At 73.2% G+C, this 22,711-nt stretch carries 19 protein-coding genes and 1 rRNA gene; 4 read left to right on the top strand and 16 right to left on the bottom strand.

Annotation, left to right across the window (positions count from 1 at the left end; genetic code table 11):
* Positions 1–137 precede the first annotated feature (137 nt).
* The 4 genes from ald to AMK18_RS24785 all read right to left on the bottom strand — a co-directional run bounded on the left by ald (position 138) and on the right by AMK18_RS24785 (position 6,054).
* The gene (gene ald, locus AMK18_RS24770) at positions 138–1,253 is read right to left on the bottom strand and encodes an alanine dehydrogenase (protein ID WP_018103603.1); all 1,116 of its coding nucleotides are present in this window, start codon (positions 1,251–1,253) and stop codon (positions 138–140) included.
* 142 nt (positions 1,254–1,395) lie between these two features.
* Positions 1,396–3,459: a tetratricopeptide repeat protein gene (locus AMK18_RS24775; protein ID WP_073864543.1), complete on the bottom strand. Its 2,064-nt coding sequence runs from the start codon at positions 3,457–3,459 to the stop codon at positions 1,396–1,398.
* Positions 3,460–3,663: 204 nt separating this feature from the next.
* The gene (locus AMK18_RS24780) at positions 3,664–4,290 is read right to left on the bottom strand and encodes an NUDIX domain-containing protein (RefSeq protein WP_073864544.1); all 627 of its coding nucleotides are present in this window, start codon (positions 4,288–4,290) and stop codon (positions 3,664–3,666) included.
* Between the two features lie 90 nt (positions 4,291–4,380).
* Complete coding sequence (locus tag AMK18_RS24785; RefSeq protein WP_018103600.1) at positions 4,381–6,054, bottom strand: CTP synthase; 1,674 nt, start codon at positions 6,052–6,054, stop codon at positions 4,381–4,383.
* Positions 6,055–6,456: 402 nt separating this feature from the next.
* On the opposite strand from AMK18_RS24785, the gene AMK18_RS24790 reads away from it, so the two are divergent.
* The gene (locus tag AMK18_RS24790; protein ID WP_026171587.1) at positions 6,457–8,259 is read left to right on the top strand and encodes a glycoside hydrolase family 15 protein; all 1,803 of its coding nucleotides are present in this window, start codon (positions 6,457–6,459) and stop codon (positions 8,257–8,259) included.
* A gap of 70 nt (positions 8,260–8,329) precedes the next feature.
* Here the strand turns inward: AMK18_RS24790 and AMK18_RS24795 are convergent, their stop codons facing one another.
* The 6 genes from AMK18_RS24795 to AMK18_RS24820 all read right to left on the bottom strand — a co-directional run bounded on the left by AMK18_RS24795 (position 8,330) and on the right by AMK18_RS24820 (position 14,417).
* Positions 8,330–9,265: a sulfurtransferase gene (locus tag AMK18_RS24795; protein WP_073864545.1), complete on the bottom strand. Its 936-nt coding sequence runs from the start codon at positions 9,263–9,265 to the stop codon at positions 8,330–8,332.
* Positions 9,266–9,339: 74 nt separating this feature from the next.
* Positions 9,340–10,413 (bottom strand): glycosyltransferase family 4 protein, encoded by a 1,074-nt coding sequence (locus tag AMK18_RS24800; RefSeq protein ID WP_073864546.1) that lies wholly within the window; start codon positions 10,411–10,413, stop codon positions 9,340–9,342.
* Positions 10,414–10,620: 207 nt separating this feature from the next.
* Positions 10,621–12,366 (bottom strand): DNA repair protein RecN, encoded by a 1,746-nt coding sequence (gene recN, locus AMK18_RS24805; RefSeq protein ID WP_198957078.1) that lies wholly within the window; start codon positions 12,364–12,366, stop codon positions 10,621–10,623.
* Positions 12,367–12,407: 41 nt separating this feature from the next.
* Positions 12,408–13,313, bottom strand: coding sequence for an NAD kinase (locus AMK18_RS24810; RefSeq protein WP_018103595.1), 906 nt, complete (start codon positions 13,311–13,313; stop codon positions 12,408–12,410).
* Positions 13,310–14,125: a TlyA family RNA methyltransferase gene (locus AMK18_RS24815; RefSeq protein ID WP_073864548.1), complete on the bottom strand. Its 816-nt coding sequence runs from the start codon at positions 14,123–14,125 to the stop codon at positions 13,310–13,312. Before AMK18_RS24815 ends, AMK18_RS24810 begins: the two co-directional genes overlap by 4 nt.
* 7 nt (positions 14,126–14,132) lie before the next feature.
* Positions 14,133–14,417 (bottom strand): hypothetical protein, encoded by a 285-nt coding sequence (locus AMK18_RS24820; RefSeq protein WP_376457431.1) that lies wholly within the window; start codon positions 14,415–14,417, stop codon positions 14,133–14,135.
* A gap of 42 nt (positions 14,418–14,459) precedes the next feature.
* Here AMK18_RS24820 and AMK18_RS24825 point away from each other — a divergent pair, with 42 nt between their 5' ends.
* Entirely contained in the window at positions 14,460–14,807 is a 348-nt protein-coding gene (locus tag AMK18_RS24825) for an SCP2 sterol-binding domain-containing protein (RefSeq protein WP_073864568.1), read from the top strand.
* Positions 14,808–14,846: 39 nt separating this feature from the next.
* Here the strand turns inward: AMK18_RS24825 and AMK18_RS24830 are convergent, their stop codons facing one another.
* From AMK18_RS24830 to AMK18_RS24845, 4 genes are all read right to left on the bottom strand, one after another.
* On the bottom strand, positions 14,847–15,677 hold the full coding sequence (locus AMK18_RS24830; RefSeq protein WP_073864549.1) for an ABC transporter ATP-binding protein: 831 nt from the start codon (positions 15,675–15,677) through the stop codon (positions 14,847–14,849).
* 68 nt (positions 15,678–15,745) lie between these two features.
* Positions 15,746–16,816, bottom strand: coding sequence for a FecCD family ABC transporter permease (locus AMK18_RS24835; RefSeq protein ID WP_018103590.1), 1,071 nt, complete (start codon positions 16,814–16,816; stop codon positions 15,746–15,748).
* Positions 16,813–17,772, bottom strand: a complete 960-nt coding sequence (locus tag AMK18_RS24840; RefSeq protein ID WP_073864550.1) for a FecCD family ABC transporter permease — start codon at positions 17,770–17,772, stop codon at positions 16,813–16,815. Before AMK18_RS24840 ends, AMK18_RS24835 begins: the two co-directional genes overlap by 4 nt.
* Positions 17,773–17,922: 150 nt before the next feature.
* Positions 17,923–18,951: an HAD-IIA family hydrolase gene (locus tag AMK18_RS24845; protein WP_073864551.1), complete on the bottom strand. Its 1,029-nt coding sequence runs from the start codon at positions 18,949–18,951 to the stop codon at positions 17,923–17,925.
* A 71-nt stretch (positions 18,952–19,022) separates the two neighbouring features.
* Between AMK18_RS24845 and AMK18_RS24850 the strand changes: the two genes are divergently transcribed.
* On the top strand, positions 19,023–20,303 hold the full coding sequence (locus tag AMK18_RS24850; protein ID WP_073864552.1) for a DUF1015 family protein: 1,281 nt from the start codon (positions 19,023–19,025) through the stop codon (positions 20,301–20,303).
* A gap of 50 nt (positions 20,304–20,353) precedes the next feature.
* Here the strand turns inward: AMK18_RS24850 and AMK18_RS34950 are convergent, their stop codons facing one another.
* A complete protein-coding gene (locus AMK18_RS34950) occupies positions 20,354–21,106 on the bottom strand; it encodes a tetratricopeptide repeat protein (RefSeq protein WP_198957080.1) in 753 nt (250 codons plus the stop codon).
* Between AMK18_RS34950 and AMK18_RS34955 the strand changes: the two genes are divergently transcribed.
* A complete protein-coding gene (locus AMK18_RS34955) occupies positions 21,077–22,429 on the top strand; it encodes a hypothetical protein (RefSeq protein ID WP_198957081.1) in 1,353 nt (450 codons plus the stop codon). The two genes, AMK18_RS34950 and AMK18_RS34955, sit on opposite strands and share 30 nt — an antisense overlap.
* Positions 22,430–22,459: 30 nt before the next feature.
* On the opposite strand, the gene rrf is transcribed toward AMK18_RS34955, so the two are convergent.
* Positions 22,460–22,576: ribosomal RNA gene (gene rrf, locus AMK18_RS24860) — 5S ribosomal RNA — on the bottom strand.
* Positions 22,577–22,711: the final 135 nt, after the last annotated feature.

Raw genomic sequence — 22,711 nt, forward strand, 5'->3', positions numbered from 1 at the left:
CGAGTGTACGAAACGGTTAAAGGGTTACGTTCGAGACGAGTTGCTCGGGGGCGCGCGCGGCCCCGGCATGCGTCCGGCCGGACCTTGACGGCAAGGTCCGGCCGGACGCACGGAGTTGACGAAGCGGTTGACCCGGGTCAGCCGATGAGCGTGTTCAGGTCGACGTGGTCGAGGCCGTGTGCCTCGGCCACCTCGCGGTAAACGACCTGTCCGTCATGGGTGTTGAGGCCCTTGGCGAGCGCGGCGTCCCGGCGCAGCGCCTCCACCCAGCCCCGGTTCGCAAGCTCCACGATGTACGGCAGCGTCGCGTTGGTGAGGGCGTACGTCGAGGTGTTGGGCACCGCGCCGGGCATGTTCGCGACGCAGTAGAAGACCGAGTCGTGGACCTGGAAGGTCGGCTCGGCGTGCGTCGTGGGGTGCGAGTCCTCGAAGCAGCCGCCCTGATCAATTGCAATGTCGACAAGTACACTTCCGGGCTTCATCTTGGCGACGAGCTCGTTGGTGACCAACTTCGGGGCCTTGGCGCCGGGGATCAGCACGGCACCGACGACGAGGTCGGCCTCGACCACGGCCTTCTCCAGCTCGAAGGCGTTGGAGACGACGGTCTGCACCTTGGTGCCGAAGACCTTGTCCGCCTCGCGGAGCTTGTTGATGTCCTTGTCGAGCAGCGTGACGTGGAAGCCGAGGCCCACCGCGATCTGGGTGGCGTTCCAGCCGGAGACACCGCCGCCGATGACGACGGCGCGGCCGGCCGCCGTACCGGGGACTCCGCCCGGCAGCACGCCGCGGCCGCCGGCCGAGCGCATCAGGTGGTACGCACCGACCTGCGGGGCCAGCCGGCCCGCGACCTCGGACATCGGGGCGAGCAGCGGCAGCGCGCGGTTCGCCGTCTCGACGGTCTCGTACGCGATGGCGGTGGTGCCCGACTCCAGGAGCGCGTCCGTGCACGCGCGGGAGGCCGCGAGGTGCAGGTAGGTGAAGAGGGTCTGGCCCTTGCGGAGGCGGTGGTACTCCTCGGCGACCGGCTCCTTGACCTTGAGCAGCAGGTCGGCGGCGGCCCAGACCTCGTCGGCGGTGGGCAGGATCTCCGCCCCCGCCGCGACGTACTCCTCGTCCGTGATGGACGAGCCCGCTCCGGCGTTCCGCTCGACGACGACCTGGTGGCCGTGACGGACGAGCTCATGCACACCGGCAGGCGTGATCGCCACGCGGAACTCGTTGTTCTTGACTTCGCGGGGGATGCCGACCTTCATGTCGATCACGGTCCTTGGCTCAGAGGATAATCCGGGCACAGCAATGCAAAAAGGGTAGATGCATCGCATGTGAAGGCACCGCGAACGGCCGCGGTACAGCCAGTCTAATGAAGGGCTTCCCGCTGTCTAGCCTTGCAAAGCATTATTTTTCCGAGCAAGCACTGCCGGTTTCGCAGGTCGCGCCCGCTTCACCCAGCAATCTGTCGGCCGCACCCCGGTGCAGCCCCGCCGCCGCGGGGTCACCGAGCCGGTCCAGGGTGTCCGCGAGCCGCAGCTCAAGCGCCGCCTGCAGCCGTACGTCCTTGGCCCGCCGCGCCCACTCCACCGCCTCCCGGCAGGTGCGCAGCGACTCCTGCGGCCGGCCCGCGTACTCCTGGACCCGGGCCATCTCGCTGAGCGCCCGCGCCTGGGCCGCGAGGTCGCCCAGCCTGCGGTGGCCCGCCGCGGCGGCGCGCCAGTTCCGCAGCGCCTCGCCGTACCGCCCAGCGTAGGTGTGGACGGTGCCGAGGCGCCCGTACAGGCGCGCCGCCTCGGCGGGCTCGCCCTGGGTGAGGCGCTGGGCGAGCGCCCGTCCGTACCAGTCGGAGGCCCGGTGGTAGTCGCCCAGCTCCGCGTAGGCGCCGCCCACGGACTCCATCGCCCGCCCGGTGGCGTACGGGTCCTTCGCGGCCCGCCCGGCGTCCAGCGCGTCCCGGTAGCGGGCCAGCGCCTCGCGGGTGCGGCCGGTCCCGGCGTCCAGGTCGGCCAGGTTGAGCAGGGCCGCCGCCCGCTCGCGGGGCAGGTCGCGGCGCTCGGCGACGGCCAGCACCAGGCCGTGCAGGGCGTAGAGGTCGGGAGCTGCGGCGTCGGTGCCCTCGTGCGCGGCGAGCGCCCGCACCAGCGCGGCGACCAGGCGGCGGGCCAGCGTGTCGAGGTCCCCGTCCTCGACGGCGATCCGGGCGGAGGCGAGCAGGGCGGGCCTGCGGGCGCGCAGCCAGGCGGCGGCGGTCTCCGGGTCCGGGAAGCGCAGGGTGCGCGGGAGGCCGGCCAGCTTGCGGCGGGACGGCGAGCCCTCGGGGTCCGTGATGGCGCGGCAGGACTGGAGGAGGCGCACGGTGCGCTCCAGCATCCTGGCCCGGGCGAGCTGGATCTCGGCGGGGCGGTCCCGGTCCTCCAGGAGCGCCCGCAGCAGCCCGGCGAGGCAGCCCGGCACCTCGTACTGCGGTTCGCCGGTGCCCTCGCGGCGCAGCAGGCCGAGGGTGACGAAATCGTCCAGGGTGGTCCGGGCCGCCGAGACGGAGCATCCGGCCAGTGCGGAGGCGGTGTGGGCGTCGGCGAGGCCGCCGGGGGCGAGGGAGAGCAGTCGCAGTATCCGGGCGGGGGTGGCCGGGAGGGAGTCGTGGACGAGGCGGAAGGCGCGGGTCAGCGGGCGCGTCCCGGCGGGCAGTTCGGGGTCGTCCGGCAGCGCGCGCAGCTGCCGTCCGGCGTCGGCCACGGAGGCGGTCGGGCGGGCGGCGAGCCAGCCGCCGATGAGGACCAGGGCGGCCGGCTGCCCGCCGCACTCCTCGGCCACGGTCTGGGCGGTCAGCGGGTCGACGGTGATCCTGACCTGGCCGGTGGCGCGGCCGAGGAGCTGGACGGCGGAGCCCGTGTCCAGGCCGCCGATGGTGCAGGGCCGGACGCCGGGGATCCCGGTGAGCGGGCCCTCGGAGGTGGCGACGACGAGGCAGTCCGGGTTGTCGGGGAGGAGCGGGTCGACCTGTTCGGCGTCCGCGGCGTCGTCCAGGAGGAGCAGGACCCGGCGGACGGCCAGGGCCTCGCGGACGATTTCGCCCAGTTCGTCGGCGTCGGCGCCGGGCGGCCCGGTCAGACCGAGCCCGCCGAGGAGGTCGCGGGCGGCGCGCTCCGGAGGGACGGGGCCGCCGCCGGTCTCGGCGAGCCGGACGCGGAGCAGGCCGTCGGGGTAGTCGCCGGTTTCGAGGAGCCGGCGGGCGAGTTCGGAGGCGAGCGCGGTGCGGCCGGAGCCGGGGCGTCCGGCGATCAGGAGGACCCGGGCGCGGGCGCTGCGGCGGCCGGCCATGGTGTCGAGTCCGGCGCGCTCGATGTCGTCGCGCAGTTCCTTCAACTCGCGTTCGCGGCCGAAGAATCGGGCTGGTTCCGGCGCGGGCGGCTCCTCGGTCCCCGCTGCCTCGGCCGGGCCGCTGGTGTCCACCGCCTGATCCGTCACGGGCCACGCTCCACTTCGCTGACGCGTCGCCCTGCGGGACTCCGGTCAGGGCATTCGAAGCGTAGTTCAGGCGGATGGCCGGAGCGGGGGGAGCACGACCCGGGCATCCCCCGATCGGATCAGCATTTTTTACGATCGGGGGGTGCGCGGGAGTGACCGTACGAGGGGCCTCATCGACCGCCGGGCACGGTTTCAGACGGTCCGTCAGGCCTCGAAGGGGCGGGCCGGCCAGGGTGCGTCGGCGGGGCGCAGCGCGTCGACGCCGTCGCCCGCGAGGGCCGCGGTGAGCGCGAGCACGCCCACGACCAGGCAGCTGTTGTGCAGCTCACCGGCGAGCACCTGGCGCACGAGGTCCTGGAGCGGCACCCGGGCCAGCTCCATGTCGGCCTCCTCCTCGGAGACCTCGAAGCGCTCGCCCTCCGCCTCGGAGACGTCCCGGGCGAGGAAGATGCGTACGGCCTCGTCGGAGCCGCCGGGCGAGGTGTAGATGTCGGCGAGCACCCGCCAGTCCTCGGCCTTGACGTACGCCTCCTCGTACAGCTCGCGCTGCGCGGCGTGCAGCGGGTTCTCGCCGGGCACGTCGAGCAGCCCGGCGGGGATCTCCCACAGCTTGTGGCGGACGGGGTGGCGGTACTGGCGCAGGACCAGGACGCGGCCCTCGTCGTCCAGCGCGAGCACGGCGACCGAGCCGGGGTGCACCTGGTAGTCGCGGTGCGCGACCGTACCGTCGGGCATCTCGACGTCGTCGGAGCGGACGCTGGTCTTCTTCCCCCGGAACGGGGTCGCGCTCTCGGTGACGTGCCATTCCTCGGGCGTGTCCTGGAAACCCATCTGCGTCCTCCCACGAAAAACGGTGACCGGGGCCCGCGTCCCTGTTCGGACGCGCGCCCCGGTCAACCGTAACGCCTGCGGAGGTACCGCCTACTTGCCCTGCTCGCCTGCGGCGGCGGCGCCCGTCTTGCGGGCGACGGCCGCCTTCACCAGACCGGCGAAGAGCGGGTGCGGGCGGGTCGGCCGGGAGCGCAGCTCCGGGTGCGCCTGGGTGGCGACGAGGTACGGGTGGACCTCGCGCGGGTACTCGACGTACTCGACCAGCTTGTTGTCCGGCGAGGTGCCCGAGAAGACCAGGCCGGCCTTCTTCTCCAGCTCGGCGCGGTACGCGTTGTTGACCTCGTAGCGGTGGCGGTGGCGCTCCTCCACGTACGGCTGGTCGTCGTAGGCCTCGCGGACCAGCGAGCCCTCGGCGAGCTTCGCCGGGTACAGGCCGAGCCGCATGGTGCCGCCCAGGTCGCCGGCGCCCTCGACGTACGCGAGCTGCTCCTCCATGGTCGAGATGACCGGGTGCGAGGTCGCGGCGTCGAACTCGGTGGAGTTGGCGTCGGGGATCTCGGCGAGATTGCGGGCCGCCTCGATCACGATGCACTGGAGGCCCAGGCAGAGGCCGAGCAGCGGCACCTTGTTCTCGCGGGCGTACTGGATCGCGCCGACCTTGCCGACCACGCCGCGCTCGCCGAAGCCGCCGGGGATGCAGATCGCGTCGATGCCGGCGAGGGCCTTCTGCGCACCGGCCGGGGTCTTGCAGTCGTCGGAGGCGACCCACTCGACCTTGACCCGCGCCTTGTTGGCGAAGCCGCCGGCCCGGATGGCCTCGGTGACCGAGAGGTAGGCGTCGGGCAGGTCGATGTACTTGCCGACCAGGGCGACGGTGACCTCGTGGTCGGGGTTGTGGACGCGGTCCAGCAGGTCGTCCCAGGTGGTCCAGTCGACGTCGCGGAACGGCAGGTCGAGCTTGCGCACGACGTAGGCGTCCAGGCCCTCGGTGTGCAGCACCTTGGGGATGTCGTAGATCGACTTGGCGTCCACGCAGGCGACCACGGCGGCCTCGTCCACGTCGCACATCAGCGAGATCTTGCGCTTGATGGCGGTCGGCACGTCGCGGTCGGCGCGCAGCACGATCGCGTCCGGCTGGATACCGATGTTGCGCAGGGCGGCCACGGAGTGCTGCGTGGGCTTGGTCTTCAGCTCGCCGGAGGGGCCGATGTAGGGCAGCAGCGAGATGTGCACGACGAAGACGTTGTCCCGGCCGACCTCGTGGCGGACCTGGCGCACGGTCTCCAGGAACGGCAGCGACTCGATGTCACCGACGGTGCCGCCGACCTCGGTGATGACCACGTCGACGTCGTCGGTGGCCATGCGCCGGATGCGGTGCTTGATCTCGTTGGTGATGTGCGGGATGACCTGCACGGTGTCGCCCAGGTACTCGCCGCGCCGCTCCTTGGCGATGACCTGCGAGTAGACCTGGCCGGTGGTGACGTTGGCCGAGCCGTCGAGGTCGACGTCGAGGAAGCGCTCGTAGTGGCCGATGTCGAGGTCCGTCTCCGCACCGTCGTTCGTCACGAAGACCTCGCCGTGCTGGAACGGGTTCATCGTGCCGGGGTCGACGTTCAGGTACGGGTCGAGCTTCTGCATGGTGACCCGGAGGCCGCGCGCCTTGAGCAGGGCACCGAGGCTGGAGGCAGTCAGACCCTTGCCGAGGGAAGAGGCGACACCCCCGGTGACGAAGATGTGCTTGGTCGTCGTGGATGTGGGCTGCATAGCCAAAGGGGGCTCCCGTGGTCGCGATCATGAGGTGCGTGCCGGCTTGCCGTCCGGAGATTCCGGAGATGCCGTCGCTGCGGTTCGGGGGCCTCGTCTGCTCTCGCCGACGACCACCGGTCCACGGGCTACCAGGGTATCAGCGACAGGGGGAGACTGCTTCCGGCCACCGGCCCGCAAGCGCGGCGCAAGCCGCATATGCCACTCGCACCCCGCTAGATCGGACCACTCCGGTTGGCAAGAGGGTCGCGCGGATCACCCGGCTGCGTCGTATCCTGCTCGGACACTCGCTCGGGCGAGGCCGGAAGTTCGCAGGTCCCCCCACTACAACCCCTTGCGACAACCTCTTGACCCGCAGTAAGCGCCCTACGGGGCGACATGGCCGTTCGACTGGAGATGCACGTGGCCGGGCGCATCGAGGATTACGCACTCATCGGAGACATGCAGACCGCTGCCCTGGTCTGCCGGGACGGCACAGCCGACTGGCTTTGCCTCCCCCGCTTCGATTCACACGCCATTTTCGCGGGCCTCCTGGGCACCGAGGAACACGGCTTCTGGCGACTGGGGCCGGCCCGCCCCGAGGGCGCGGAGCCGCCCGCCGCCGACCGCCGCCGCTACCGCGGGGACTCCCTCATCCTCGAATCGGAGTGGGACACGCCGCGCGGCACGGTCAGAGTGACCGACTTCATGCCGCCGCGTGACGGCGCGCCGCAGCTGATCCGGATCGTGGAGGGCGTCAGCGGCCGTGTGCCGATGCGCTCGGAGCTGCGCATGCGGTTCAGCTACGGCCGCGTCACCCCCTGGGTGCACAAGGTGGACTCACGTACGGTCGCCGTCGCGGGCCCGGACTCGGTGTGGCTGGACACACCCGTCGACACCTACGGCGAGAACCTGACGACGTACTCCGACTTCACCGTCTCCCCCGGTGACCGGATCGCGTTCACCATCAGCTGGCAGCCCTCGCACCACGAGCCGCCCGCGCTCCCGGACCCGGACGGCTCGCTGGAGGCGACCGCGGACTTCTGGCGCGAGTGGGTCGAGCAGTGCACGTACCACGGCCCCTACCGCGAGGCCGTGGTCCGCTCGCTGATCACGCTGAAGGCCCTGACGTACGCGCCGACCGGCGGCATCGTCGCCGCGCCGACCACCTCGCTGCCCGAGGACATCGGCGGCTCCCGGAACTGGGACTACCGCTACACCTGGCTGCGCGACGCCGCGATCACCCTCTCCTCGCTGCTGCGCACCGGCTACCGCGAGGAGGCCCGCGCCTGGCGCGAATGGCTGCTGCGCGCGGTGGCCGGCGACCCGGAGAACCTGCAGATCATGTACGGGATCGCGGGCGAGCGGGAGCTGGGCGAGGCGGAGCTGGAGTGGCTGCCGGGTTACGAGGGCTCCGCCCCGGTCCGCGTCGGCAACGGTGCTGCGGGCCAGCTCCAGCTGGACGTGTACGGCGAGGTCACCGAGGCGCTGCACCTGGCGCACATGACGGGCCTGGCCCGCAACGACTACGCCACCGGGCTCCAGCTCAAGCTGATCGAGTACCTGGAGAAGCACTGGAACGAGCCGGACGAGGGCATCTGGGAGGTGCGCGGGCCGCGCCGCCACTTCGTGCACTCCAAGGTGATGGCCTGGGTCGCGGTCGACCGGACCATCAAGCTCATCGAGTCCGGCGACGCGGAGGGCCCGGTCGAGCGGCTGCACGAGCTGCGCGACGAGATCCACCGCGACGTCTGCGAGCGCGGCTACGACCCCGAGCGCAACACCTTCACCCAGTCGTACGGGTCGAAGGAACTGGACGCCTCCCTGCTGCTGATCCCGCAGATGGGCTTCCTGCCGCCCGACGACAAGCGGGTCATCGGCACCATCGAGGCGATCCAGCGGGAGCTGTCCACGGAGGACGGCTTCGTCCTGCGCTACCCGACCGCGGGCGACGACGCGGGCGTGGACGGCCTGGAGGGCGACGAGGGCGCCTTCCTGGCCTGCTCGTTCTGGCTGGCGGACGACCTCGCGATGATCGGCCGGGTGGACGAGGCGCGGCGGCTGTTCGAGCGGCTGCTGTCCCTCCGCAACGACCTGGGCCTGCTGGCCGAGGAGTGGGACGCCCGCCTCCAGCGCCAGGTGGGCAACTTCCCGCAGGCGTTCAGCCACGTCCCGCTGATCGACACGGCCCTGCGCCTGACGGCGAGCGGGGCGTACGTGGGCTGACGGACGCGGTCCGCGACCTCCCCGCCCGGCTGCCGGATCCCGGTGGCCGGGCGGAGCCGTATCGGCGCTTCTACGGGCCCGTCACGACGGGCCGGTCCAGCGGGTCCGCCGAGTGCGCCGGGTCCGCTTGGTCCGCCTGGTCCGCCTGGTCCGCCTGGTCCGCCTGGTCCGCCTGGGGCAGCCCCCACTCGCTCCACGATCCGTCGTACACGGTCAGGTCCCGGTATCCGGCCAGCTCGGCCCCCAGCGCGAGGACGCAGGCGGTCACCCCGGACCCGCAGCTGAAGTACAGCCGCTCGCGGTCACCGGCCGCCCCGGCGAACACGGCGCGCAGCGCGTCGGGCGCCCGCATCCGCCCCTCGTCCTGGAGTTGTCCGAACGGCAGGCTGACGGCCCCCGGCATATGGCCGCCGCGCAGCCCGGTCCGCGGCTCGGGCTCCGTGCCCTCGAACCGCCCCCGGGTCCTGGCGTCGAGCACGACCGCCCCCGGGTCGGCCAGGGCCTTCGCCACCTCGCCGGCACCGACGAGGAGCCCGGGCCGGGGCCGGGCCGTGAAGTCCCCGCGCCCGGCGGCAGGTTCGGGGGCGCCCTCGGTGACGGGCAGCCCGGCGGCGGTCCAGGCGGGCAGTCCCCCGTCGAGGACGGCGGCCCGGTCGAATCCCATGGCCCGGAGCATCCACCGGGCCCGGGCGCTGGAGTAGATCCCGGCCGCGTCGTACACGATCACGGTGTCCGTGTCGTTCAGGCCGAGCGCCCGCATCTCCTCGGTGAACCGGGCGGCGTCCGGCATGGTGTGGGGCACCGGCGCCGCGTGGTCGGAGAGCGCGCCGTCGATGTCGAAGACCCCGGCCCCCGTGATCCGCGTCCCGCTCCCCCGGTGCGCGCCGACCGACGCGTCGAACACCCGCAGCCCGGGGGCGCCGAGGCGCGCGGCGAGCCAGTCCACGGAGACGAGGGGTCCGGGCAACGCGCTGTCGTCCCCGTACGCCTGTGTGCCCTCGCCCATGTGTGTGTCCTCCCCAGCCGCCCGGTCCGAATTTTCCAAGATCGCAGCCGGTCGGAAGGCTGTCAACGGCCTCCTCAGCGGGCCAGTTCGTCGTACACCGCGAGCACCTGGGCCACCGTGTCGTCCTCGGTCGGCCAACTCGCCGCCTGCCGCAGGCCCTCGGCGGCCAGCCGGTCCCGCTCGGCCGGGTCCCCGAGCAGCCGGGCCACCTCGGCGGCCAGCGCCTCGCCGTCCGCGTACGGCACGAGGACGGCGGCGTCCCCCACGAGTTCGGGCGTGCCGCCGACCGCCGTGGCGACCAGGGGCACCCCGGCCCGCAGCGCCTGCTGGGCGGAGGTCGAGCGGGACTCCCAGCGGCTGGGCAGGACGGCGACGTCGGCGGCGGCCAGGACAGCGGCGGCGTCGGACCGGTCGCCGAGCAGTTCGACGGGCAGGCCCTCGGCCGTGATCCGCCGCCGCAGGGCCGCCCGTTCCCGCCCCTCGCCGACGACGGCCACCAGCGGTACGGGCTCGAGCAGGCGCCACGCGGCCGCCGCGTCGAGCAGGGTGTCGTAGCCGTGATGCGGGACGAGCGTGCCGAGCGCGACGATCAACGGCCGCTCCACCGCGCCCAGTTCGGCGCGGACCTTGGCGGCGGGCGGCCCGGCCGGGGGCGGCGTCCTGGGGGCGGCGACGGGCGCGAGCCGGGCGTCGCGGGCGCCCCGGGCGCGCGCCCGGTCGACCAGGTCGGACGAGGTGGCGAGCACGACGGCCGCCGCGCGCACGGCCCTTCGCTCCAAGAGGTGCAGCAGTCGGCGCCGGGCCCCTTCGGCGTGGGACCGGGTGTGCCAGGTGACGACCAGGGGGACGGGCCGGCGGCCGATCGCCAGGGCGGCCCGTACGGCGGCGTGCAGTCCGTGCGCGTGGACGACGTCCGCGTCGGCGCAGGCGGCGCGCAGGGCCGCGACGGCCGCCGGGTCGCTGCGCCGGGGCACGGGCGCGAAGTGGGCGCCGGTGGCGGCGAAGTCGTGGATGCGGTCCAGCGCGGCCGGCGCGCAGACGGTGACCCGCACGCCCCGGGCGACCAGCCCGGCGGCCAGCGAACCGGCGTGCGTGCTGCTGCCGGCACTGCCGCCGCCGACTACCTGGACCGTGCGCAGCTGTGACACGTCGATTGGCTCCCGGGGCTCCCGAGTCGGGGGTACGAACACCGCCAAGGATGCCAGTCCGTACGCACGTTCCGGCACGACGGAACCGTAACTCCGGGGCTCACCACGACAAATCGGACGGCCGACACCACCCGCACGGGTGAAAGCGTGTACGGCACCACGACACCCGTACGGTCGGGGCGCGCGGACGCGCCCCGACCGTCACGGCTATCCGTCGGCGCGGGCCGTGGCGAGCAGTTCCTCGGCGTGGGCGCGGGCCGTCTCGGAGTCCTCCTGGCCCGCGAGCATCCGGGACAGCTCCCGCACCCGGTCCTCGCCCTCCAGGACGGTGACCCCGCTGCTGGTCACCGAGCCGTCCACGGTCTTCTCGACCAGCAGCTGCCGGTCGGCGAACGCGGCCACCTGCGGCAGGTGCGTGACGACGACGACCTGGGCGGACCTCGCCAGCTTCGCGAGCCGCCGCCCGACCTCGACGGCCGCCTTGCCGCCGACGCCCGCGTCGACCTCGTCGAAGAGGTACGTGGGCACGGGGTCGGATCCCGCGAAGACCACCTCGACCGCGAGCATCACCCGGGACAGCTCACCGCCCGATGCGCCCTTGGCGATGGGCCGGGGCTGGGCGCCGGGGTGCGGGGCGAGGAGCAGTTCGACCTCGTCGGCGCCGGACGGGCCGTAGGCCACATTGCGGCCGCCGATCTCGATGCCGGACGCCTCGTCCGCCGCCTCGGTCTGCCGGATGTCGAAGGACACCCGGGCGTGCGGCATGGCCAGGGACGCCAGCTCCTCGGTCACCGCCTCCGCGAAGGACGCGGCGGCGGCCGTCCGGGCGTCGGTCAACGCCTGCCCGAGGCCGGAGAGTTCGGCGCGCAGGGCGTCCCGCTCGGCGGTCAGCTCCCCGATCCGGTCGTCGTCGCCCTCCAGCTCCGTGAGCCGGTCCGCGCCCTCCTGCGCCCAGGCGAGTACGGCGGTGATGTCCTCGCCGTACTTGCGGGTGAGGGCGGTGAGCGCTGCGCGCCGCTCCTCGACGGCGGCGAGCCGCAACGGGTCGGCGTCGAGCTGGTCCGCGTAACCGGACAGTTCGCCGGAGACGTCCGCGAGCAGGATGGAGATCTCGCCGACCCGGTCCGCGAGCGAGGCGAGCGCCGGGTCGTGCGAGCGCACCCCGTCCAGGGCCTGCCGGGCGGCGGCCACCACGGTCGTGGCGTCCAGGGCCTCCGGGTCCTCCGGGTTGCCGGCCAGCGCGGTGTGCGCGAGGGCGGCGGCGGAGGCGAGCGCGTCGGCGTGGCCGAGCCGCTGGGCCTCGGCGGCCAGCTCGGTGTCCTCCCCGGGCAGGGGTTCGACGGCGGCGATCTCGTTCAGGCCGAAGCGCAGGAGGTCGGCCTCCTGGGCGCGTTCGCGGGCGCGCGTCGTCAGCTCGTCCAGCTCCGCGGCGACGTCCCGCAGGCGGCGGTAGGCGGCGGCGTACTTCGCCAGCGGCACGGCGACGCCGTCGCCCGCGTACCGGTCGAGGGCCTGGCGCTGCCGGGCGGGCTTGAGCAGGCCCTGCTGGTCGGTCTGGCCGTGCACGGCGACGAGTTCGTCGGCCAGCTCGGACAGCACGCCCACGGGCACGGATCTGCCGCCGAGGTGCGCCCGGGAGCGCCCTTCGGCGGAGACGGTGCGGCTGATGAGCAGCGCCCCGTCCTCGATCTCGGCCCCGGCCTCCTCGGCGCGCAGCACCACCGCGTCGCCGTCGGCCACCGTGATCCGGCCCTCGACGACCGCGGCCTTGGCGCCGATCCGCACCAGGGCGGGGTCGGCGCGCCCGCCGAGCAGCAGCCCCAGGCTGGTGACGACCATGGTCTTGCCGGCGCCGGTCTCACCCGTCACCGCGGTGAAACCGGGTGACAGCTCCACCACCGCGTCGTCGATGACCCCGAGCGACCGTATCCGCATCTCCTCCAACACGGACATGACCATACGAGGTTTCCCCGCCCGCGTGCACACGGGTGGGGTCAGTGGGGCGCGCCCCGCCACCCCGAGACGGGCAGCGCGAACTTGGCGACGAGACGGTCCGTGAACGACGCCCGGTGCAGCCGGGCCAGCCGGACGGGCACGGCACCGCGCCGCACCTCGACCCGCGCCCCGGAGGGCAGCTCGACGGTCCTGCGCCCGTCGCACCACAGCACCCCGTGCGGGGTGTGCGGCTGGACCTCGACGGCGAGCACCGACGTGGGCGAGGTCACGAGCGGCTTGGCGAACAGGGCGTGGGCGCTGATCGGGACCATCAGCAGCGCCTCGACCTCCGGCCACACGACGGGCCCGCCGGCCGAGAAGGCGTACGCGGTCGAGCCGGTGGGCGTCGCGCACACGATGCCGTCGCAGCCGAACCCGGTCACCGGGCGGCCGTCGATCTCCAGGACGACTTCGAGCATCCGCTCGGGCGACACCTTCTGCACGGCCGCCTCGTTGAGCGCCCAGTCGGTGTGGACGACGTCCCCGTTGCTGTGCACCAGGACGTCGATCGTCATGCGCTCCTCGACCGTGTACGCCCGGGTGACGACCCGGTCGACCACCTGGTCGAGGTCGTCGCGCTCGGCCTCGGCGAGGAAGCCGACCCGGCCGAGGTTGACGCCGAGCATGGGCACGCCGGAGGCGCGGGAGAGTTCGGCGCCGCGCAGCAGCGTCCCGTCGCCGCCGAGGACGATCAGCAGCTCGCAGCCGTTGAGCACCTCGGGCGTCGCATCGGTGACGGTCTCCACGGACGGGGGCAGCGGCAGGTCGGCCGCCTCCGTGGCGAGGACCCGCACCCCCAGGCCGTTGCGCAGCAGCCCCTGCACGACGAGTTCCGCGCTGCGGATCGCGGCCGGGCGGCCGGTGTGCGCGAGAAGGAAGACTGTTCGTGCCTCATGCGTCGTCAACGGGGCCCCTCCGCCACTGCACGGTCGACATCCGCGGGATCCAGTTCCGGTGCTCCGGCCCGCAGCCACAGAAAGTACTCGACGTTCCCGGAGGGCCCCGGCAGCGGGCTCGCGGTCACGCCCCGCACCCCCAGGCCCAGCGCCCACGCCCGGCGCGCCACCTCCCGTACCGCCTCGGCGCGCAGCTCGGGGCTGCGCACCACCCCGCCGCTGCCGAGCCGTTCCTTGCCGACCTCGAACTGCGGCTTGACCATGAGCACCAGGTCGGCGCCGGTGGCCGTGCAGCGGAACAGGGCCGGCATCACGAGCCCGAGCGGGATGAACGACAGGTCGCCGACCACCAGGTCGACCGGTTCGCCGTCGATGGCCTCCAGGGTCAGTTCCCGGACGTTGGTGCGGTCCTTGACGACGACGCGCTCGTCGGACTGGAGCGACCAGGCGAGCTGCCCGTAGCCGACGTCCACGGCGACGACCTGCGCGGCGCCCGCGCGCAGCAGCACATCGGTGAACCCGCCGGTCGAGGCGCCCGCGTCCAGCGCCCGGCGGCCCTCGACCTCAAGGCCGAGCGGGACGAAGGCGGCGAGGGCACCGGCCAGCTTGTGGCCGCCGCGCGAGACGTAGTCGGGGTCGCTGTCGTCCTTGGTGACCACGAGGGCGGCGCTGGTCTCGACCTGGGTGGCCGATTTGGTCGCGGTGTTGCCGCCGACGGTCACCCGGCCCGCCGCGATCAGCTGTCCGGCGTGCTCGCGCGACCGGGCCAGCTTGCGGCGTACCAGCTCGGCATCGAGACGGCGACGGGCGACTCCTGCCACGTTCGGTTCAGCTCCTGTGGTTGTACGGGGGCACCGGTACGGGTGGTCCCGGTGCGGGGGCGGGCCCGGCGTCCAGCGCGCTCAGCGCCTCGCGCAGGCCCCTGTGTACATCCTCGTACACCTCGGTGTGTCCGTCCGCCGCGAGGTGGTCGGCGTCGGCCAGCCGCTCGAGCAGCCCGTCCACCTCGGCGCTGCCGGTGGGCGTCCGTACGACGCCGAGGGGCGCCGGGCCCGCGGGCTCGGCCGGCTCCGGCGGGGCGTCCGTCTCGGGCTCGGGCATCGCGTCGCTCATGCGGAAACGCTACCGCGAAGCGCTGGGGTAACGTCGATCATGATGGCGACCATGGCGGAGTGCCGCAGCGCACTCGACAGACTTTCCGACAACCTCGCGGGGGCCGACGGCGACGTGCGCCGCGCCGCCGACCTGGACCGCTCGCTGAGCTGCCACATCCGGGACCTGGACATCACGTTCACCGGCCGCCTCTCCGGCGGCCGCATCCGGGTCCTGGACACGCTGGAGGGCCCACCCCGCGAAAGGGCCGAGATCCGCCTCGCGATGACCGGCGACGACCTGGTCGCCATGGTCGACGGCGACCTGAACTTCGCGAAGGCATGGGCCTCGGGCCGGGTCCGCCTGGAGGCGGGCTTCAGAGACCTCCTGAAACTGAAGTCACTGCTGTAGCGAAATTCAAGCTCCGCGTGCGAACCAAGGCCGGCACATTCAAGCCCGTCCGGCGATTGAGGACGTCTTTTCGGCCCCGCGCGCCCCGCGCACCCGCGCAGCAGGTACGACCAACGGCGTCCCCGTCTCCGGATCCGGAATCACCTGACACCGCAGCCCGAACACCCGCTCCACCAGCTCCGCGGTGACGATCTCCCCCGGCGCCCCCTCCGCGACGATCTCCCCACCGCGCATCGCGATCAGATGCGTGGCGTACCGCGCCGCGTGGTTCAGGTCGTGCAGGACGGCCACCAGCGTCCGCCCCTGCGTCTCGTGCAGCTCGGCGCACAGGTCCAGCACATCAATCTGGTGCTGGATGTCGAGGTACGTCGTCGGCTCGTCCAGGAGCAGCAGCGGCGTCTGCTGGGCGAGGGCCATCGCGATCCAGACCCGCTGACGCTGACCGCCGGACAATTCATCGACATAGCGATCGGCCAGCTCACCGACGCCCGTCGCCTCCATCGACTCCTGGACGACCCGCTCGTCCTCCGGCGACCACTGCCGCAGCAGCCCCTGGTGCGGGTACCGACCCCGCGCCACGAGGTCCGCGACCGTGATGCCCTCGGGCGCGATGGAGGACTGCGGCAGCAGGCCCAGCGTCTTGGCGACCTTCTTCGCGGGCAGCCCGTGGATCGACTGGCCGTCGAGAAGCACCTGGCCCCGGCTCGGCTTCAGCATCCGGGAGAGCGCCCGCAGCAGCGTCGACTTGCCGCAGGCGTTGGGGCCGACGATCACGGTGAACGACTGGTCGGGTATCTCGACCGAAAGGTTCTCCGCGATGACCCGCTGGTCGTAGCCGAGGGTCACCGAGTCCGCGGTGAGGCGCTGCATGGTGGTACTCCGGGGGTCGGACGGTCGCGGGTCGGACAGTTGAGGAGAGGCGGCGGGGAGGCGGGATCTCATATGCGCCCCGCCTTGCGCTCGGTCACCAGCAGCCACACGAGATAGCAGCCACCGAGCACCCCGGTGACCACACCCACCGGCAGCTGGCGGTCGCCGAACGCATCGAGCGCGATCCAGTCGGCGACGAGCAGGAGCGCCGCCCCCATGAACGTCGCGGCCACCAGGTTCGGTCCGGTGGACCGGGTCAGCCGGCGTGCCAGCTGCGGGGCGCTCAGCGAGACGAAGGCGATCGGCCCGGCGGCGGCCGTGGCGACGGCGACGAGCAGCACGGCGGCGCCCATGAGGAGGAGGCGGGTGCGTTCCACCCGTACCCCGAGCGCGTACGCCGCGTCGTCGCCCATCTCCATGACGCGCAGGGCCGGCCCGTGCCCGTACACCAGCGGGAGCAGCACGGCGCAGACGACCAGCAGCGGCCAGACCTGCGCCCAGTCGCGCCCGTCGAGCGAGCCGGTCATCCAGACGACGGCACGCGTCGCGTCGACCAGGTTCGCCTTGGTGATCAGGTACTGCGTCGCGGCGGTCAGCATGGCCGCCGCCCCGATCCCCACCAGGACCAGCCGGAAGCCGTGCACGCCGCGCTTCCACGCCAGCAGGTAGACGGCGAGACCGGTCAGCAGGCCGCCGACGACCGCACCGGCCGCGACCTCCTTCGCGTCGCCCTGGAAGAGGACGATCACGGTGAGCGCGCCGACCGTGGCGCCCTGCCCGAAGCCGAGCACGTCGGGGCTGCCGAGCGGGTTGCGGGAGATGGTCTGGAAGACGGCGCCCCCGGCACCGAGCGCCCCGCCGACGAGGAGTCCGACGAGCACCCGGGGCAGCCGCAGGTCGGTGACGATGAACTCCTGCTGGAAGGTGCCGTGGCCGAAGAGCGTGGTCAGGACCTCCTCGGGCGTCATCGAGAAGTCGCCGCTGCCGATGAGGACGACCGCGGCGCCCGCCGCCACGACGGCCAGGAGCAGGACGACCAGGGCCGCCCGCACGTTCATCCGGAACGAGTACCCGCCGGTCCGCACGGCCCGTACCGGACGGACGGCGCGCGCCGTCTCCTTCGTGGTCGTGGCCTTCACAGCTGGGACATCCTCTTGCGTCGTACGAGGTAGATGAAGACGGGCCCGCCGATGAGCGCGGTGACGATGCCGACCTGGAGCTCCGAGGGGCGGGCGATGACCCGGCCGACCACGTCCGCGCCGAGCAGCAGCACCGGGGAGAGCACCGCCGCGTACGGCAGGATCCACCGCAGGTCGGGCCCGGTGAGGGTGCGCACCAGGTGCGGGATCATCAGCCCGATGAAGACGATCGGCCCGCACGCGGCGGTCGCCGCCCCGCAGAGCAGCGTCACCGCGAGCATCGCGAGCACCCTGGTCCGGGTCAGGTTCGCGCCCAGCGACCTGGCCGTGTCGTCGCCCATCTCCAGGGCGTTGAGCGGGCGCGCGATGAACACGGTCAGCAGGACGCCCGCCGCGATGAACGGCCACACCTTGCCGACGGTCTCCGTGTTCGCGGAGGCCAGCGAGCCGACCGTCCAGAACCGCAGCCGGTCCAGCGCCGCCGAGTCCAGCAGCTGTACGGCGTTGACGTACCCGTACAGCGCGGCGGTGACGGCCGTCCCGGCGAGCGCGAGCCGCACCGGCGTGGAGGACCGGCTTCCGCCGAGGAAGTACACGGCCACCGACACGATCGCGGCGCCCGCGAAGGCGAACCACACATAGCCGGTCAGCGAGGTCACGCCGAAGAAGCTGATGGCGGAGACGACGGCGGCCGAGGCCCCCGCGTTGACACCGAGGATGCCCGGCTCGGCGAGCGGGTTGCGGGTCAGCGCCTGCATGACGGCCCCGGCGAGGCCGAGCGCGGCACCCACGAGGAGCCCCAGCACGGTGCGGGGGACGCGGACCTTGCGTACGAGGACGTCGTCGCCGCTGCCCGCGTAGTGGAACAGGCCGTGCCACACGTCGGAGAGCGGCAGCGCCTTGGCGCCGATCCCGATGGACGCGAGGCACACGAGGACGAGGACGGCCACGGCCACCAGGAGCCCCGCCGCTCTCGCCGCATGACGTCTGCGGGGAGCGGCGGCCTTGTCCGGCGCGGCTATCGGGCCGGAACTGGAATCCGGGGGGCTCTCAACCAACACCCGGTTAGGTTAGCCTACCCAGCCTCCGGGATCCCGGGCCCGTCCTCACAGCCCGAGCCGGGTCACGGCCTTGTCCGCGTCCAGGTCACAGGCCCCGTCCCCGGCGTGCGACCAGGCCGCCGCGCACAGCGCCCGCAGCCCGTCGAGCGCGTCGCCGTCGCCCTCCAGCACGAGCGCGCCGCCCTCGGCGGAGGCCGTCCAGCCGCCGCAGCGGAATCCCCCGCCGTCCTCCGTCACCTCGGGCTGTCCGGTGAGCAGCCCGCGCAGGTCCGCGTCGATGTACGTCGGCCGGTGCTCGGGGACCGCGGTCACCAGCTGGGCCGCGTCGGTCACCCCGGTGAGCACGAGCAGCGAGTCGACGCCGCCGTTGAACGCCCCCTCGATGTCGGTGTCGAGCCGGTCGCCGACCACCAGCGGCCGTTCGGCGCCGGTGCGCAGCACGGTCTCGCGGTGCATCGGCGGGAGCGGCTTCCCGGCGACCTGCGGTTCGGCGCCGGTGGCGATCCGGACGACCTCGACGGCCGCCCCGTTGCCCGGCGCGATCCCGCGCGCGCCCGGGATCGTCAGGTCGGTGTTGGACGCGAACCACGGCAGCCCGCGGTTGATCGCGTACGAGGCCTCCGCGAACCGGCCCCAGGCCAGGTCCGGGCCGCCGTATCCCTGGACCACCGCGACCGGGTCGTCGTCGGCCGACTCGACGGGTTCGAGGCCGCGTTCCCGCAGCGCGACGCGCAGTCCCTCGCCGCCGATGACCAGGACCCGGGCCCCGGCGGGCAGCTGGTCGGCCATCAGCCGGGCCACCGCCTGCGCCGAGGTGATCACGTCGGTGGGCTCGGCCGGGACGCCCAGCTCGGTGAGGTGCGCGGCCACGGCGGCCGGGGTGCGCAGCGCGTTGTTGGTGACGTACGCCAGGTGCATCCCGCCGTCGCGGGCGGTGCCGAGCGCCTCGACGGCGTGGTCGATCGCCTGCCCGCCCGCGTACACGACACCGTCGAGGTCGAGCAGCGCCGTGTCGTACGCCTCACTCAGCGCGGTGCTGCTGCCGCTCGGCCTGGTCCTGCTCGTCCCGCTCATGTTCCGCGCTCCTCTTCGACTGCTTCTCCCCCGATCATCGCGCATCCGTGCACCCCACATACGATGCGTGGATGAACACACGAGGCACGACGGACCAGGGACTGCGTCTGCTTCCGTTCCGCGGCCTGCGGTACGTCCCCGAGCGGGTCGGCAGCCTCGCCGCGGTGACCTCTCCCCCGTACGACGTGGTCGTGCGGCCCGACGGGCTGCACCACCTGGAGTCGGCGGACCCGCACAACATCGTCCGGCTGATCCTGCCGCAGGCCGGCACGGTCGCCGCCCGCAACGCCCGGGCCGCCGCCACCCTGGACGACTGGCTCGCGGAGGGCGTCCTCGCCCCGGACCCCGAGCCCGCCCTGTACGTGTACGAGCAGCGCGACGACGAGATCCTGCAACGGGGCGTCATCGGCGCCCTCGCCCTCTCGGAGCCGGCCGAGGGCGTGGTGCTTCCGCACGAGGACGTCATGGCGCATGTGGTCGAGGACCGGGCCGACCTGATGCGGGCCACCGCCGCCCATCTGGAACCGCTGCTGCTGACGTACCGGGGCGACGAGGACACGGCGACGGGGGCGACCGCGGTGGTCGAGCGGACCGTCGCGCGCGAGCCGCTGTTCCGCACCACCACGGAGGACGGCTTCTGCCACCGGCTGTGGGCGGTCACCGATCCCGCCGAACGCGCGGAGATCCAGGCGGACCTGGCCCGGCACCAGGCGCTCATCGCGGACGGCCACCACCGCTGGGCCACCTATCTCAGGCTCCAGCAGGAGCACACGGACCCGGGTCCCTGGGACTACGGCCTCGTGCTGCTGGTGGACACCGCCCGCTACCCGCTCCGGGTCCGCGCCATCCACCGCCTGCTGCACGGACTGCCGGTCGCGGACGCGCTGGCCGCGCTGACCGGCCTGTTCCGGATACGGGAGGTGGCGGGGCCGCTTCCGGACGCGATGGAGGCCCTGGCCGGGGCGGCCGCCGAGGGCAACGCCTTCCTGCTCGCGGGCGACGGGGGCTTCCATCTGGTCGACCGCCCGGACGAGGCGCTGCTGGCCCGCACGGTCCCGGCGGACCGCCCGGCCGGCTGGCGCACCCTGGACGCGACGGTCCTGCACTCGGCGCTGCTCGACCGGGTGTGGCGCATCCCGGACGACCCGGCGCACATCGCGTACATCCACGACACCGCCGCCGCGGTGGAGCAGGCCGAGCGGAACGGTTCGACGGCGGTGCTGATGCATCCGGTACGCGAGGAGCTCGTCCGGGACCTAGCCCGCCAGGGCGTCACCATGCCCCGCAAGTCGACGTCGTTCGGCCCGAAGCCGGCGACGGGCCTGGTCCTGCGCAGCCTGAACCTGGGCTGAACGCCAAAGAGGGCGGCACCCGTGGCCGGGTGCCGCCCTCTTCTCATGCGTTACGCCTGGGACTCGCCGTCCTCGCGGGCGTCGTCCCGGTCCGCGTCGGCGGCGACGGGCTCGGCCTCGTCGTCGTCCAGCGCGTCCACGAACTCGACGCCGTCCAGCTCGGCGAGGCGGTCGGACGCGTCGGTGGCGCCGTCCTTGTCGGCCTCCAGCGCCTTGCCGAACCACTCGCGCGCCTCGTCCTCGCGGCCCGCTTCGAGCAGCGCGTCGGCGTACGCGTAGCGCAGGCGCGGGGTCCACGGGTGCACGGCGTTCGAGGCGAGCTCGGGGCTCTGGAGCGTGACGATGGCGGCGTCGAGCTGCCCCATGTCCCGCCGGGCGCCGGCGGCCACGAGACGCATCTCGACCTGGCCGGCCTTGTCCAGCTTCTGCACCTCGGGCTCACCGGCCATCGCCATGGCCTTCTCGGGCCGGCCGAGACCGCGCTCACAGTCGGCCATGACCGGCCACAGCTCCACGGACCCGGTCATCCGCCGGGCCGCCCGGAACTCCGCCAGGGCCTCCGCGTACTTCTGGGTCGCGTAGGCGGCGAAACCGGCGGCCTCGCGGACGGCGGCGACGCGCGAGGCGAGCCGGAGGGCGATGCGCGCGTACGCGTACGCCTCCTCGGGGTCCTCGTCGATGAGCCGGGCCACCATGACCAGGTTCCGCGCGACGTCCTCGGCCAGCGTCTTGGGCAGGCTCAGCAGCTCCTGGCGGACGTCCTGGTCGATCTCGTGACCGGTGACGTCGTCCGGGATGGGCAGCCGCTTGATGGGCTCGCGGTCGCGGTCGCGGTCGTCCCGGCGCTCGTAACCGCCCTGGCGGCCGCCCCGGTCGTCGCGGCCGCGATAGCCACCCCGGTCGTCACGGCGGTCGTCCCGCTGGCCGCGGTAGCCGCCGCCCCGGTTGTCGTCGCGACGGGGGCCACGGTCGCGGTCCCGGTCCCGGTCGTCACGGCGGAACCCGCCACCGGACGGACGGCTGTCGTCACGACGGGGGCCACGGGGGCGATCGTCACGGCGGTCATCGCGGCGGTCGTCACGCCGGTCGTAGCCGCCGGGGCGGCCACCGCGGTCGTCGTCGCGGCGGGGGCCACGGTCACGGTCGCGGTCGTCACGGCGGAAGCCGCCACGGTCGTCGTCACGGCGGGGAGCGCGGTCATCGCGGCGGAAACCGCCGCCACGGTTGTCGTAGCCGCCGCCGCGGTCGTCACGACGGAAGCCACCACCGGAGGGGCGGTCGTCACGGCGGAAGCCGCCGCCACGGTTGTCGTCGTCCCGACGGGGACCACGAGGCCGGTCATCACGACGGTCGTCACGGCGGTCATCGCGGCGGTCGAAACCACCCGGCCGGCCACCACGGTCGTCATCGCGGCGCGGGGCACGGTCATCGCGACGGAACCCGCCACCACGGTTGTCCCGGTCGTCGCGGCGGAAGCCACCACCGGAGTTGCCGCCCCGGTCGTCACGGCGGAAGCCGCCACGGTCGTCGTCACGACGGGGGCCGCGGTCGTCACGGCGGAAGCCACCACCGGAGGGGCGGTCGTCACGGCGGAAGCCGCCGCCACGGTTGTCGTCGTCCCGACGGGGACCACGAGGCCGGTCATCACGACGGTCGTCACGGCGGTCGAAACCACCCGGCCGGCCACCACGGTCGTCATCGCGGCGCGGGGCACGGTCGTCACGGCGGAACCCGCCACCACGGTTGTCATAGCCGCCGCCACGGTCATCACGACGGAACCCACCACCGGTGGAACCACCCCGGTCGTCGCGGCGGAAGCCGCCGGAGGGACGGTCGTCACGGCGCGGTCCACGATCCCGGTCGCGATCCCGGTCGTCGCGGCGGAAGCCGCCCCCGGAGGGGCGGTCGTCCCGGCGCGGAGCGCGCGAGCGGTCGTCGCGACCGCCGCCGAAGCCGCCCCGGTCACCGCCGTCCCGGCGACGCGGCTCGCGCTCCGAACGATCGTCGGGAGAGTTGGTGGACATGGGTGGAGCTCCTGTCATCGGGGTACTACAGACATTCTTGCGCAGCCGGACACCCGACGCGCTTCGGGCAAAACAAAAAGGACCCTTGGTCCCCAGCGCTGAACGCTGGGGACCAAGGGTCCTTCAAAAATTGTTCGGCGGCGTCCTACTCTCCCACAGGGTCCCCCCTGCAGTACCATCGGCGCTGAAAGGCTTAGCTTCCGGGTTCGGAATGTAACCGGGCGTTTCCCTAACGCAATGACCACCGAAACACTATCGGCCACTCCCCAACAAGGCGGAGTATCGGCACTTAGCGAACAAGCACACTTTTCAATTTAATGAATGACGCTGTTCAACCAGCACGACTGTTCGTGGCCTGGGAACAACACAGTGGACGCGAGCAAC

Origin of the sequence: Streptomyces sp. CB01249, from assembly GCF_001905735.1 — a bacterium.
Lineage (GTDB): Bacteria > Actinomycetota > Actinomycetes > Streptomycetales > Streptomycetaceae > Streptomyces.